Below are 14,269 nucleotides of genomic sequence, written 5' to 3' on the forward strand. Positions count from 1 at the left end.
ATTGCTAAATGATCTCTACCTTGCGACGTGGCCTGTTGGTGTTGTTCGCGGCCTTGCCGTTGATGGCTAACGCCGTGGCGGCGCCTTCCGCGCACGATCTGGTCCAGGACACCACCAACCGTATGCTGGCCGATCTGGCCGCCAACAAAGAAAAGTACAAGCAGGATCCGCAGGATTTTTATACGGCGCTGAACACCATTGTCGGGCCTGTCGTGGATGCCGAGGGCATTTCCAAGAGCATCATGACGGTCAAGTACTCGCGCAAAGCCACGCCTGCGCAAATGAAGACCTTTGAAGAGAACTTCAAGAAGGGTCTGTTCCAGTTCTATGGCAACGCCTTGCTCGAGTACAACAACCAGGGCATCACGGTTGAACCTGCCAAGGACGAGTCGGGTGACCGTACGAGCGTCGGCATGACCGTCAAGGGCAGCAGCGGCGCGATCTACCCGGTGTCCTACACCCTGGAAAAGGTCGGTGGCGAGTGGAAACTGCGCAACGTCATCATCAATGGCATCAACATCGGCAAGCTGTTCCGCGATCAGTTCGCCGATGCGATGCAGCGCAATGGCAACGACCTGGACAAGACCATCAATGGTTGGGCCGGGGAAGTCGCCAAAGCCAAGGAAGCCACCGACAAGTCTAAAGGGCAGCAAGCCCAATGAGTGAGTCGGCCATCATGATGGACGACTCCGGCGAGCTGCGGCTAAGCGGCGTGCTGGACTACCGCACCGGTCCTGCCCTGCGTGAACAGGGGCAGGCGCTGATCAAGGCCAGCGAGGCCCCGGCGCTGGTGGTCGATTGTTCTGCGGTGACCAAGTCCAGCAGTGTCGGTCTGTCGTTGCTGTTGTGCTTCATGCGCGATGCACGGGCGACCGGCAAGACGCTGAGCATCCGCGGGATGCCGGAAGACATGCGCGAAATCGCTCAGGTCAGTGAGTTGACCGAGCTGTTGGAGCAACCCTAACCCGCATCTATAAAGAAGCCCCCCGTCAGAGTCCTGCTTCGCGGGGTTCGCAGGCGCGGGGCTTTTTTGTATGATGTCCGACCCGCGCGCACAGGGCGCCGATTGAGGTTGAGCATGCAGGCCGTAGAAGTTAAAAGCTTCCTTGAAGGAAAGCTGCCAGGAACGCTGGTGGAAGTTGAGGGCGAAGGCTGCAATTTCCAGCTGAACGTGATTAGCGATGAACTGGCGGCATTGAGCCCGGTCAAGCGTCAGCAGCAGATCTATGCCCATTTGAACCCATGGATCACCGATGGCAGCATCCATGCGGTCACTATGAAATTTTTCAGCAGCGCGGCCTGGGCCGAGCGCACCTGAGCCCAAGGGCGTCGAGATTCTTATGGATAAATTGATTATTACTGGCGGTGCTCGTCTTGACGGCGAAATCCGCATCTCCGGGGCAAAGAACTCTGCCCTGCCGATCCTGGCTGCCACGCTGCTGTGCGATGGTCCGGTGACCGTTGCCAACCTGCCGCACCTGCACGACATCACCACCATGATCGAACTGTTCGGTCGCATGGGGATCGAGCCGGTGATCGACGAGAAACTGGCCGTCGAAATCGACCCGCGCACCATCAAGACCCTGATCGCTCCGTACGAACTGGTTAAAACCATGCGTGCATCGATCCTGGTGCTGGGCCCGATGGTTGCCCGTTTCGGTGAAGCCGAAGTTGCACTGCCTGGCGGTTGTGCCATCGGTTCGCGTCCGGTTGACCTGCACATCCGCGGCCTGGAAGCCATGGGCGCGATCATCGACGTCGAAGGCGGCTACATCAAGGCCAAGGCCCCTGAAGGCGGCCTGCGCGGTGCACACTTCTTCTTTGATACCGTCAGCGTGACCGGTACCGAAAACATCATGATGGCAGCGGCGCTGGCCAAGGGCCGTAGCGTACTGGCTAACGCCGCGCGCGAGCCTGAAGTGGTCGACCTGGCGAACTTCCTGAACGCCATGGGTGCCAAGGTTTCCGGCGCCGGCACCGACACCATCACCATCGATGGCGTCGAGCGTCTGCACACCACCACTTACAAAGTGATGCCTGACCGTATCGAAACCGGTACCTACCTGGTTGCCGCTGCCGTGACCGGCGGTCGCGTAAAGGTCAAGGACACCGATCCGACCATCCTCGAAGCCGTTCTGGAAAAACTTCGGGAATCGGGTGCGGAAATCACCACCGGTGAAGACTGGATCGAGCTGAACATGCACGGCAAGCGGCCTAAAGCCGTCAACGTGCGGACCGCTCCGTATCCGGCGTTCCCGACGGACATGCAGGCGCAGTTCATCTCCCTCAACGCCATTGCCGAAGGCACCGGTGCGGTGATCGAGACGATCTTCGAAAACCGTTTCATGCACGTTTACGAACTGCACCGCATGGGCGCCAAGATCCAGGTCGAAGGCAACACCGCCATCGTCACCGGCACCGAAAAGCTCAAGGGCGCGCCAGTCATGGCCACCGACCTGCGTGCTTCGGCCAGCCTGGTGATTTCGGCGCTGATCGCCGAAGGCGACACCCTGATCGACCGCATCTACCACATCGACCGTGGTTACGAGTGCATCGAAGAGAAACTGCAGATGCTGGGCGCCAAGATCCGTCGCGTTCCGGGCTAGTCGTTGCAGATGGGGCACAGGGAGGTGCCCATTGGTTTTCAAGTCGAGCCGGTTTCCGGCTCGATGCGTGTCCGGCGCCGATTGTGACCGGGCATAAGATTCCTGATTAAGGGCTGACGTTTCCCATGCTGACTATCGCACTGTCCAAGGGCCGCATCCTTGACGACACCCTGCCGCTTCTGGCTGAAGCGGGCATTGTGCCGACCGAGAATCCGGACAAGAGCCGCAAGCTGATCATCCCCACGACCCAGGACGATGTTCGTCTGCTGATCGTGCGTGCCACCGATGTGCCGACCTATGTCGAACATGGTGCCGCCGACCTGGGTGTCGCCGGTAAGGATGTGCTGATGGAATACGGCGGCCAGGGCCTGTATGAGCCACTGGACCTGCAAATTGCCCAGTGCAAGCTGATGACCGCCGGCAAGGTCGGCGCGGTCGAGCCCAAGGGCCGCCTGCGTATCGCCACCAAGTTCGTCAACGTTGCCAAGCGCTACTACGCCGAACAGGGCCGCCAGGTCGACATCATCAAGCTGTACGGCTCGATGGAGCTGGCACCGCTGATTGGTCTGGCCGACAAGATCATCGACGTGGTCGACACCGGCAACACGCTGCGGGCCAACGGCCTGGAGCCCCAGGATTTCATTGCTGCCATCAGCTCTCGCCTGATCGTCAACAAGGCATCGATGAAAATGCAGCACGCCCGTATCCAGGCGTTGATCGACACCCTGCGCAAGGCAGTGGAGTCTCGACACCGCGGCTGATTCACCTGCGCGACCTTGAGTCGCGCCCGTCTATCCGCCTCATAGCCAGAATTCTCAGGTGCCCAAGCGGAACGACTGCTAAGTTAGGGCGCCTGAGTTTTTTGCCAATTCTATGAGGCTCTCGCTATGACCGCACCGACTGCAATTCGCCGACTCAACGCTGCTGACCCGGATTTCGCACATCATCTGGATCATCTGCTGAGCTGGGAAAGTGTGTCTGACGACTCGGTCAATCAGCGCGTGCTGGACATCATCAAAGCCGTTCGCGAGCGTGGCGATGCGGCGTTGGTGGAATTCACCCGCCAGTTCGACGGGCTGGACGTCGCCTCCATGGCCGATCTGATCCTGCCGCGCGAACGCCTGGAACTGGCGCTCACTCGTATCACCGTGGCGCAACGCGAAGCCCTGGAAAAAGCCGCGGCCCGCGTGCGCAGCTATCACGAAAAGCAGAAACAGGACTCCTGGAGCTACACCGAAGCCGACGGCACCGTGCTGGGCCAGAAGGTCACGCCGCTGGATCGCGCAGGCCTGTACGTGCCGGGCGGCAAGGCGTCGTATCCGTCGTCGGTACTGATGAACGCGATTCCGGCCAAGGTCGCCGGTGTGACCGAAGTGGTCATGGTGGTGCCGACTCCACGGGGTGAAATCAACGAACTGGTGCTGGCCGCTGCCTGCATCGCCGGCGTGGACCGGGTGTTCACCATCGGTGGCGCTCAAGCCGTCGCCGCGCTGGCCTACGGCACCGAAAGCGTGCCGAAGGTCGACAAGGTGGTGGGGCCGGGCAACATCTATGTGGCCACCGCCAAGCGCCACGTGTTCGGCCAGGTCGGTATCGACATGATCGCCGGGCCGTCGGAGATCCTTGTGGTATGCGATGGCAAGACCGATCCGGACTGGATCGCCATGGACCTGTTCTCCCAGGCCGAACACGACGAAGACGCCCAGGCGATTCTGGTCAGCCCGGATGCCGCGTTTCTCGACCAGGTCGCCGCCAGCATTGCCAAGCTGCTGCCGACCATGGACCGCGCCGCCATCATCGAAACCTCGATCAATGGCCGCGGTGCGCTGATTCAGGTCCGTGACATGGAACAGGCCATCGAAGTCGCCAACCGCATCGCGCCGGAGCACCTCGAGTTGTCGGTCGCCGACCCGCAGGCCTGGCTGCCGCAGATCCGTCACGCCGGTGCGATCTTCATGGGCCGTCACACTTCCGAAGCCCTGGGCGATTACTGCGCAGGTCCAAACCACGTGCTGCCGACTTCCGGTACTGCCCGGTTCTCGTCGCCGCTGGGCGTGTACGACTTCCAGAAACGCTCGTCGATCATCTTCTGTTCCGAGGCCGGTGCCTCTGAGCTGGGCAAAACCGCCTCGGTACTGGCCCGTGGCGAATCGCTGAGCGCCCACGCGCGCAGCGCCGAATACCGTATTCTCGATGAACAGAAGGGGAACTGAACATGAGTAAATTCTGGAGCCCGTTCGTCAAGAATCTGGTGCCTTACGTACCGGGTGAGCAGCCGAAGCTGGCCAAACTGGTGAAGCTCAACACCAACGAAAACCCGTATGGTCCATCGCCGAAAGCCTTGGCTGCGATGCAAACCGAACTGAACGACAACCTGCGTCTGTACCCGGACCCCAACAGCGACCTGCTCAAGAACGCCGTTGCGAAATACTACGGCGTACAGAGCAATCAGGTATTCCTCGGTAACGGGTCCGACGAAGTCCTGGCGCACATCTTCCACGGGCTGCTGCAGCACGATCAGCCGCTGCTGTTCCCGGACATCAGTTACAGCTTTTATCCGGTTTACTGCGGGTTGTACGGCATCGAGTTCGACGCCGTGCCGCTGGACGAGCAGTTCCAGATCAACCCGGCGGACTACGCCAAGCCGAACGGCGGGATCATCTTCCCCAACCCGAACGCACCGACCGGTTGCCTGTTGGCGCTGGACGCCGTCGAGCAGATCCTCAAGGCCAGTCCGGATTCGGTGGTCGTGGTGGACGAGGCTTACATCGACTTCGGCGGGGAAACGGCGATCAGTCTGGTGGACCGTTATCCGAACCTGCTGGTGACGCAAACATTGTCCAAGTCCCGTTCTCTGGCCGGTCTGCGGGTCGGTCTGGCGGTTGGGCATCCGGACCTGATCGAGGCGCTGGAGCGCATCAAGAACAGCTTCAACTCCTATCCGCTGGATCGCATGGCGAATGTCGGCGCGGCGGCGGCGTTCGAGGATCGCGAATACTTCGACAAGACTTGCCGGTTGGTGATCGAGAATCGCCAATGGGTTGTCGCGCAACTACAGGCCAAAGGGTTTGAGGTGCTGCCGTCGGCGGCAAACTTCATCTTCGCCCGTCATCCGCAGCACGATGCGGCGGGGCTGGCGGCGAAGCTGCGTGAGCAGGGTGTGATTGTCCGGCACTTCAAGCAGCAGCGGATTGCGCAGTTCTTGCGGATCTCGATTGGTACGCCGGATCAGAATCAGGCGCTGATCGACGGCCTCGGCGACCTATGATCCAAAACTAACCCCTGCAGGAGCGAGCTTGCTCGCTCCTGCAGGGGAATGTATTAGCTGTTTACTCTTCTTCTTTCTCTTTGACCGGCGCGGGCGGCGGGCGCAGGCCGATTTCCGCCGTGAGCTTGAGTTCCTTGCCGTTGCGCATCACCTGGACCACAACCTTGTCGGTCGGCTTGATCCGTGCCACCTGGTTCATCGAACGGCGACCATCGCCCGCTGGCTCTCCGTCGATGGAGAGGATCACGTCCCCCAATTGCAGGCCGGCCTTCTGGGCTGGGCCGTCGCGGAAAATGCCGGCGACCACAATGCCCGGGCGCCCCGACAGACCAAAGGATTCCGCCAGTTCCTGGCTCAATGGCTGTACCTCGATGCCTAGCCAGCCACGAATCACCTGGCCGTGCTCGATGATCGACTTCATCACCTCCATCGCCAGTTTGACCGGGATCGCGAAACCGATGCCCTGGGAGCCGCCGGACTTGGAGAAAATCGCCGTGTTGATACCCGTCAGGTTGCCGTTGGCGTCCACCAGCGCGCCGCCGGAGTTGCCGGGGTTGATGGCGGCGTCGGTCTGGATGAAGTCTTCGTAGTTGTTCAGGCCCAACTGATTGCGCCCGGTGGCGCTGATGATGCCCATGGTCACGGTCTGGCCGACGCCGAACGGGTTGCCGATGGCCAGCGCGACATCACCGATGCGGATGTTGTCGGAGCGACCGACAGTGATCGAAGGCAGATTCTTCAAATCGATCTTCAACACCGCGAGATCGGTTTCCGGGTCGCTGCCGATCACCCGGGCCAGGGTTTCACGACCGTCCTTGAGCGCCACCACGATCTGGTCGGCGCCAGTGGTCACATGGTTGTTGGTCAGGATGTAGCCTTCCGGGCTCATGATCACGCCGGAACCGAGGCTCGATTCCATACGCTTCTGCTTGGGCGAGTTGTCACCGAAGAAACGCCGGAACTGCGGATCTTCAAACAATGGATGGTTGGGTTTGTTGATGACTTTGGTGGTGTACAGATTCACCACCGAGGGCGCGGCGGTAATCACCGCTTCGGAGTAGGACACCGGACCTTGCTGCATGCTCGTGGTTTGCGGGGCTTGTTGCAGATTGACGTCGAGGCTCGGAAGCCCGACCCACTGCGGGTAACGCTGGATGATTAACAGAGCGACAAGCACGCCGGCCAACAACGGCCAGCCGGAAAAACGCAGCGCCTTGAGCATTAAGCACGTCCTGAGAGGTTGCAGGCGGTTAGAGACCGCCCATAATGTCGCGCATTATACGAGGCCGCGCGCGCCTCTGAACGGGATATTTAGGAGTCTTTTATGGCCGTCGCCCTGAGCACACTCGTCGAAGAAGCCGACCGTTACCTGAACAGTGCAAAGATTGCCGATTATTGCCCTAACGGCCTGCAGGTCGAGGGTCGGCCGCAAGTGATGCGCATTGTCAGTGGCGTCACCGCCAGCCAGGCATTACTCGATGCCGCCGTCGAAGCCAATGCCGATCTGATACTGGTGCACCACGGCTACTTCTGGAAGGGTGAAAACCCGTGCATCACCGGCATGAAGCAGCGCCGCTTGAAGACCCTGCTCAAGCACGATATCAGCCTGCTTTCGTACCACCTGCCGCTGGACCTGCACCCGGATGTCGGCAATAACGTGCAGCTGGCGCGGCAACTCGACATCACCGTCGAAGGCCCGCTCGATCCCGACAACCTGAAAATCGTCGGCCTGGTCGGCTCGTTGAGCGAGCCGATAACCCCCCGGGATTTCGCCCGCCGCGTGCAGGACGTCATGGGCCGCGAGCCGTTGCTTGTTGAGGGCAGCGCAATGATTCGTCGCGTTGGCTGGTGCACCGGTGGTGGTCAGGGTTACATCGACCAGGCGATCCTGGCGGGTGTCGATCTGTACCTCAGCGGTGAAGCCTCCGAGCAGACTTTCCACAGCGCCCGGGAAAACGACATCAGTTTCATCGCCGCCGGCCACCATGCGACCGAACGCTATGGCGTCCAGGCGCTGGGTGATTACCTGGCACGGCGGTTTGCCCTGGAACACATCTTCATCGATTGCCCCAACCCGATCTGACCTGAATTATGGGTGCACACCTGTAGGAGCTGGCTTGCCAGCGAAGACGGCCTCAGAACCGCTGCAAGACTTAAGGACGCTTTCGCTGGCAAGCCAGCTTCTACAGATAAGGGAAGGGCCAAACGGGCAGGCATATTCATATGCTCTTTCGATCTAGTTGGCGTCCTGATTAGAAGAGGTCGCTGTGCTAGGATCCCCGCTCGAACACGGCCCGCTGGCCGTTCATAAGAAAGCTTTCGTGAGTAGCCATGGTCGACAAACTGACGCATCTGAAACAGCTGGAGGCGGAAAGCATCCACATCATCCGCGAGGTGGCCGCCGAGTTCGACAACCCGGTGATGCTGTACTCCATCGGTAAAGACTCCGCCGTGATGCTGCATCTGGCACGCAAGGCGTTCTTCCCGGGCAAGCTGCCGTTTCCGGTGATGCACGTCGACACTCGCTGGAAATTCCAGGAGATGTACGCCTTCCGCGACAAGATGGTCGCCGAGCTGGGCCTGGACCTGATCACCCACGTCAATCCGGACGGCGTGGCGCAGAACATCAACCCGTTCACCCACGGCAGCGCCAAGCACACCGACATCATGAAGACCGAGGGCCTGAAGCAGGCACTCGACAAGCATGGTTTCGACGCAGCCTTCGGTGGTGCCCGTCGCGATGAAGAGAAATCCCGCGCCAAGGAGCGTGTGTACTCGTTCCGCGACAGCAAGCACCGCTGGGACCCGAAGAACCAGCGCCCCGAGCTGTGGAACGTCTACAACGGCAAGGTCAACAAGGGCGAGTCGATCCGCGTCTTCCCGCTGTCGAACTGGACCGAACTGGACATCTGGCAGTACATCTACCTCGAAGGCATCCCGATCGTGCCGCTGTACTTCGCTGCCGAGCGTGAAGTCATCGAGAAGAACGGCACCCTGATCATGATCGACGACGAGCGCATCCTCGAACACCTGAGCGAGGAAGACAAAGCCCGCATCGTCAAAAAGAAAGTGCGTTTCCGTACCCTTGGTTGCTACCCGTTGACGGGCGCGGTGGAGTCCGAGGCCGAAAGCCTCACGGACATCATTCAGGAAATGCTCCTGACGCGAACTTCCGAGCGCCAGGGCCGTGTCATCGACCACGATGGCGCAGGCTCGATGGAAGACAAAAAACGTCAAGGTTATTTCTAAGGGGCTGTCATGTCGCATCAATCTGATTTGATCAGCGAGGACATCCTCGCCTACCTGGGCCAGCACGAACGTAAAGAGCTGCTGCGCTTTCTGACCTGCGGTAACGTCGACGACGGCAAGAGCACCCTGATCGGGCGCCTGCTGCACGACTCCAAGATGATCTACGAAGATCACCTGGAAGCGATCACCCGCGACTCGAAAAAAGTCGGCACCACCGGCGAAGACATCGACCTGGCATTGCTGGTCGACGGCTTGCAGGCCGAGCGTGAGCAAGGCATCACCATCGATGTCGCCTACCGCTACTTCTCCACCGCCAAGCGCAAATTCATCATCGCCGACACTCCCGGCCATGAGCAGTACACCCGCAACATGGCCACCGGTGCATCCACCTGTGACCTGGCGATCATCCTGGTTGACGCCCGTTACGGCGTGCAGACCCAGACCCGTCGCCACAGCTTCATCGCCTCGTTGCTGGGCATCAAGCACATCGTCGTCGCCATCAACAAGATGGACCTCAAGGACTTCGATCAGGGCGTGTTCGAATCGATCAAGGCCGACTACCTGCAGTTCGCCGAAGGCTTGAAACTCAAGCCAACCAGCATGCACTTCGTACCGATGTCGGCGCTCAAGGGCGACAACGTCGTGAACAAATCCGAGCGCTCGCCGTGGTACACCGGCCAGTCGCTGATGGAAATTCTCGAGACTGTGGAAGTGGCGGGTGACCGCAACTTCACCGACCTGCGTTTCCCGGTGCAGTACGTCAACCGTCCAAACCTGAACTTCCGCGGTTTCGCCGGCACCCTCGCCAGCGGCATCGTCAAGAAGGGCGACGAAGTCGTAGTCCTGCCGTCGGGCAAGAGCAGCCGCGTGAAATCCATCGTCACCTTCGAAGGTGAGCTGGAGCATGCCGGCCCGGGTCAGGCAGTCACGCTGACCATGGAAGACGAAATCGACATCTCCCGTGGCGACCTGCTGGTGCACGCCGATAACGTGCCGCCAGTCACCGACAGCTTCGAAGCGATGCTGGTGTGGATGGCTGAAGAACCGATGCTGCCGGGCAAGAAATACGACTTCAAGCGCGCCACCAGTTACGTACCGGGCTCCATTGCCAGCATCGTCAACAAGGTCGACGTGAACACCCTGGAGGAAGGTCCGGCCAGCGCGCTGCAGCTGAACGAAATCGGCAAGGTCAAGATCGCGCTCGACGCGCCGATTGCCCTCGATGGTTACGACAGCAACCGCACCACCGGCGCTTTCATCATCATCGACCGCTTGACCAACGGCACCGTCGGTGCCGGCATGATCGTCGCTCAACCCCTGGCCCATGGCACCAGCACGCACCACGGCAAACTGGCCCACGTCGCCACCGAAGAACGCGCCCAGCGCTTCGGCCAGCAACCGGCCACCGTGTTGTTCAGCGGCTTGTCGGGTGCGGGCAAAAGCACACTGGCCTATGCGGTTGAACGCAAGTTGTTCGACCTGGGCCGTGCGGTGTTCGTGCTCGATGGCCAGAACCTGCGTCATGACCTGAACAAAGGTCTGCCACAGGATCGTGCCGGGCGCACCGAGAACTGGCGTCGCGCCGCGCACGTGGCGCGTCAGTTCAACGAAGCCGGTCTACTGACTCTCGCGGCGTTCGTTGCACCGAGTGCCGAAGGTCGTGAGCAGGCCAAAGAGCTGATCGGCAAGGAGCGTCTGCTGACGGTCTACGTCCAGGCTTCGCCGACAGTGTGTGCCGAGCGTGACCCGCAAGGCCTGTACGCAGCGGCCGGGGATAACATCCCGGGCGAGTCCTTCCCGTACGACGTGCCGCTGGATGCCGATCTGGTGATCGATACCCAGTCCGTGTCGCTGGAAGAAGGTGTCAAGCAGGTGCTGGAGCTGCTGCGCAAGCGTGGCGCGATCTAAGCGCTAGCCAGAAAAAAGAAACCCGCCGATGAGTGATCACCGGCGGGTTTTTTGTTGCCTTGAAATTGCTATCGCTGGCAAGCCAGCTCCCACAGGTTTCTCCGCCGTACACAATATTTGTGTTCACTGAAGATCACTGTGGGAGCTGGCTTGCCAGCGATAGGGCCGGAACATTCACTGAGTTACTTTGCGGGATACTCCCGATGCATCTGCCCCAACAACGCATCCTTGTCCTGCCACAACTGGTTGATCCAACCCTGGAACTGCAAGCGGTACTCGCCATCCTGGTCATAGTTCTTGCCGATGAACTGCGGCGGAATGTTCAGTTCCTGAAAATGCACCACCACATCCCTCACATTCCCGCACAGCAGGTCCCAGAAGCCGGGACGACCCGCCGGATAATGGAGGGTCACGTTGACGATCGATTCCAGCTGCTCGCCCATCGCATCCAGCACAAATGCAATGCCACCGGCCTTGGGTTTGAGCAGATATTTGAACGGTGACTGTTGCCGGGCATGCTTGCCTTCGGTGAAGCGTGTGCCTTCAACGAAGTTGAAAATACCGACCGGGTTATTGCGGAACTTTGCGCAGGTCTTGCGGGTGGTTTCCAGGTCCTTGCCTTTCTTCTCCGGGTGCTTTTCCAGATACGCCTTGGAGTAGCGTTTCATGAACGGAAAGCCGAGTGCCCACCACGCCAGTCCAATCACCGGCACCCAGATCAGTTCTTGCTTGAGAAAGAACTTCAACGGCTGGATGCGCCGATTGAGCACGTATTGCAGCACCAGAATATCAACCCAGCTCTGGTGGTTGCTGGTGATCAGGTACGAGTGCTGATAGTCGAGGCCTTGCAGGCCGGTGATGTGCCAGCGCGTTCGGCGGACCAGATTCATCCAGCCCTTGTTGAGACTGATCCAGGCTTCATGGGTATGGCTCATCAACCAGAGTGCCAGACGTTGGGTGGCGGCGAACGGCAATACCTTGACCAGCGCCACACAGAACAGAAACGAGCAGAGCAAAATCGTATTCAGCGCCAACAGCAGCGCGGCGATCACGCCGCGCACGGGGGCAGGGAGAAAATCCAGCATTTAAACATCCATGGGTCGGTTGGCTGCCTGAATCGCGGTCAAGGCGATGGTGTAGACGATGTCATCGACCTGCGCACCGCGCGGCAAATCGTTCACCGGTTTGCGCAGGCCTTGCAGCATCGGTCCGAGGCTGACGCAGTCGGCGCTGCGCTGCACGGCTTTGTGGGTGGTGTTGCCGGTGTTGAGGTCCGGGAACACGAACACCGTGGCGCGACCGGCCACCTGACTGTTCGGTGCGAGTTGCCGGGCCACGGTTTCGTTGGCGGCGGCGTCGTATTGCAACGGGCCGTCAATCAGCAGCGAGTGTTGCTGTTCATGGGCGAGCAAGGTCGCCTCACGCACCTTCTCGACTTCTTCGCCACTGGCCGACTCACCGCTGGAGTAACTGATCATCGCCACCCGTGGCGTGATACCGAATGCCGCCGCCGAGTCCGCGCTTTGCAGGGCAATCTCCGCCAGTTCGCTGGCACTTGGGTGCGGGTTCATCACGCAGTCGCCGTAGACCAGCACTTCTTCCGGAAACAGCATGAAGAATACCGACGACACCAGGGTGCAGCCCGGCGCCGTTTTAATCAGCTGGAGGGCCGGGCGGATGGTGTTGGCGGTGGAGTGAATGACGCCCGATACCAGGCCGTCGACTTCATCCAGCGCCAGCATCATGGTGCCGATCACCACGGTGTCTTCCAGTTGTTGCTCGGCCATTGGTGCGTTGAGGCTTTTGCTCTTGCGCAGCTTCACCATCGGCTCGACGTAGCGCTCGCGGATCAGGTCCGGATCGAGAATCTCCAGCCCCGGTGGCAGTTCGATGCCCTGGGCGCGGGCGACAGCTTCGACGTCGGCCGGTTTGGCCAGCAGAACGCAGCGGGCAATGCCACGGGCCTGGCAGATCGCCGCCGCCTGTACGGTCAATGGCTCGCTGCCTTCGGGCAGGACGATGCGCTTGTTGGCGGTCTGTGCGCGCTGGATCAGCTGATAGCGGAACACCGCTGGCGACAGGCGCATTTCCCGTGGCGTGCCGCAGCGCTGGTGCAGCCAGTTGGCATCCAGATGGCTGGCGACGAAATCGGTGATGATCTCCGCGCGCTCGCGGTCGTCGATCGGGATTTCCTTGTTCAGGCCGTTCAACTGGTTGGCGGTGTCGTAGGAGCCCGTGCTCACCGACAGCACCGGCAGGCCGGCCTGCAAGGCGCCACGGCAGAGGTCCATGATGCGCGGGTCGGGCAGGGTGTCACTGGTCAGCAGCAGGCCGGCCAGGGGCACGCCGTTCATGGCCGCGAGGCTCACGGCGAGGATGATGTCGTCGCGATCGCCGGGGGTCACCACCAGTACGCCAGGCTTGAGCAGCTCCACGGTGTTGCGCATGGTGCGCGCGCAAATGATGATTTTGGTCATGCGCCGGGTTTCATAGTCGCCGGCGTTGAGTACCTGGGCGCCCATCAGATCGGCGACGTCGCGTGTGCGCGGGGCGTTCAGTTCCGGCTGAAACGGGATACAGCCCAGCAGACGGAAATCGCCACTGCGCAACAGTGGCGAATGCTCGTTCAGGCGTGCAGCGAAAGCCTCCATGCTCTCCTCGGTCTTGACCTTGTTGAGGATCACACCGAGGACTTTCGGATCTTTCGGACCGCCGAACAATTGCGCCTGCAACTCCACACGGCCGGACAATTCGGTCAGCACTTCGTTTTCCGGTGCCGACACCAGGATCACTTCGGCATCGAGGCTCTTGGCCAGGTGCAGGTTGACCCGTGCGGCGTAACTGGCGCTGCGGGTCGGCACCATTCCCTCGACGATCAGCACATCCTTGCCGATGGCAGCCTGCTGATAGAGGGTGATGATTTCTTCGAGCAACTCATCCAGCTGACCATCGCCGAGCATCCGCTCGACATGGGCCAGGCCCAGCGGTTGCGGTGGTTTCAGGCCGTGGGTGCGGGCCACCAGTTCGGTGGAGCGCTCAGGTCCCGTATCACCCGGATGCGGCTGGGCAATCGGTTTGAAAAAGCCGACCTTGAGGCCGGCCCGCTCGAGGGTACGCACCAGCCCCAGGCTGATGGAGGTCAGGCCCACACCAAAGTCGGTGGGAGCGATAAAAAAAGTTTGCATGCGGATTCTCTGGAGGTGCATGGCAAGGGTGACGGCCCAGGACGGGGCGACCA

At 60.6% G+C, this 14,269-nt stretch carries 13 protein-coding genes; 10 read left to right on the forward strand and 3 right to left on the reverse strand.

Translation table 11 applies throughout. The features are described 5' to 3' along the window. The first annotated feature begins 8 nt into the window (after positions 1-8). From LAB08_RS03955 to hisC, 7 genes are all read left to right on the forward strand, one after another. Entirely contained in the window at positions 9-662 is a 654-nt protein-coding gene (locus LAB08_RS03955) for an MlaC/ttg2D family ABC transporter substrate-binding protein (RefSeq protein WP_096513432.1), read from the forward strand. Beyond that, complete coding sequence (locus LAB08_RS03960; RefSeq protein WP_096513431.1) at positions 659-964, forward strand: STAS domain-containing protein; 306 nt, start codon at positions 659-661, stop codon at positions 962-964. The genes LAB08_RS03955 and LAB08_RS03960 overlap by 4 nt, the downstream gene beginning before the upstream one ends. 114 nt (positions 965-1,078) lie before the next feature. Beyond that, positions 1,079-1,318, forward strand: a complete 240-nt coding sequence (locus LAB08_RS03965; protein ID WP_007912386.1) for a BolA family protein — start codon at positions 1,079-1,081, stop codon at positions 1,316-1,318. Between the two features lie 22 nt (positions 1,319-1,340). After that, positions 1,341-2,606: a UDP-N-acetylglucosamine 1-carboxyvinyltransferase gene (gene murA, locus LAB08_RS03970; RefSeq protein ID WP_096513430.1), complete on the forward strand. Its 1,266-nt coding sequence runs from the start codon at positions 1,341-1,343 to the stop codon at positions 2,604-2,606. 125 nt (positions 2,607-2,731) lie between these two features. Continuing rightward, positions 2,732-3,367: an ATP phosphoribosyltransferase gene (gene hisG, locus LAB08_RS03975; protein ID WP_007970278.1), complete on the forward strand. Its 636-nt coding sequence runs from the start codon at positions 2,732-2,734 to the stop codon at positions 3,365-3,367. 126 nt (positions 3,368-3,493) lie between these two features. Then, positions 3,494-4,819, forward strand: a complete 1,326-nt coding sequence (hisD, locus tag LAB08_RS03980; protein ID WP_096513429.1) for a histidinol dehydrogenase — start codon at positions 3,494-3,496, stop codon at positions 4,817-4,819. A gap of 2 nt (positions 4,820-4,821) precedes the next feature. Next, positions 4,822-5,874: a histidinol-phosphate transaminase gene (gene hisC, locus LAB08_RS03985; RefSeq protein ID WP_096513428.1), complete on the forward strand. Its 1,053-nt coding sequence runs from the start codon at positions 4,822-4,824 to the stop codon at positions 5,872-5,874. A gap of 61 nt (positions 5,875-5,935) precedes the next feature. On the opposite strand, the gene algW is transcribed toward hisC, so the two are convergent. Beyond that, complete coding sequence (gene algW, locus LAB08_RS03990; protein WP_096513427.1) at positions 5,936-7,096, reverse strand: Do family serine endopeptidase AlgW; 1,161 nt, start codon at positions 7,094-7,096, stop codon at positions 5,936-5,938. A 102-nt stretch (positions 7,097-7,198) separates the two neighbouring features. Here algW and LAB08_RS03995 point away from each other — a divergent pair, with 102 nt between their 5' ends. From LAB08_RS03995 to cysN, 3 genes are all read left to right on the forward strand, one after another. Continuing rightward, positions 7,199-7,957 carry a Nif3-like dinuclear metal center hexameric protein gene (locus tag LAB08_RS03995; protein ID WP_096513426.1) on the forward strand — a complete coding sequence of 253 codons (759 nt, stop codon included), beginning with the start codon at positions 7,199-7,201 and terminating at the stop codon, positions 7,955-7,957. A gap of 248 nt (positions 7,958-8,205) precedes the next feature. After that, positions 8,206-9,123: a sulfate adenylyltransferase subunit CysD gene (gene cysD / locus LAB08_RS04000; protein ID WP_096513425.1), complete on the forward strand. Its 918-nt coding sequence runs from the start codon at positions 8,206-8,208 to the stop codon at positions 9,121-9,123. Positions 9,124-9,132: 9 nt separating this feature from the next. After that, a complete protein-coding gene (gene cysN, locus LAB08_RS04005; protein ID WP_096513424.1) occupies positions 9,133-11,031 on the forward strand; it encodes a sulfate adenylyltransferase subunit CysN in 1,899 nt (632 codons plus the stop codon). 182 nt (positions 11,032-11,213) lie between these two features. On the opposite strand, the gene yihG is transcribed toward cysN, so the two are convergent. Next, the gene (yihG, locus tag LAB08_RS04010; RefSeq protein WP_096513423.1) at positions 11,214-12,116 is read right to left on the reverse strand and encodes a 1-acylglycerol-3-phosphate O-acyltransferase, YihG family; all 903 of its coding nucleotides are present in this window, start codon (positions 12,114-12,116) and stop codon (positions 11,214-11,216) included. After that, entirely contained in the window at positions 12,117-14,216 is a 2,100-nt protein-coding gene (gene pta, locus LAB08_RS04015) for a phosphate acetyltransferase (RefSeq protein ID WP_096513422.1), read from the reverse strand. Positions 14,217-14,269 lie beyond the last annotated feature (53 nt).

The organism is Pseudomonas izuensis, assembly GCF_002356535.2.
Lineage (GTDB): Bacteria > Pseudomonadota > Gammaproteobacteria > Pseudomonadales > Pseudomonadaceae > Aquipseudomonas > Aquipseudomonas izuensis.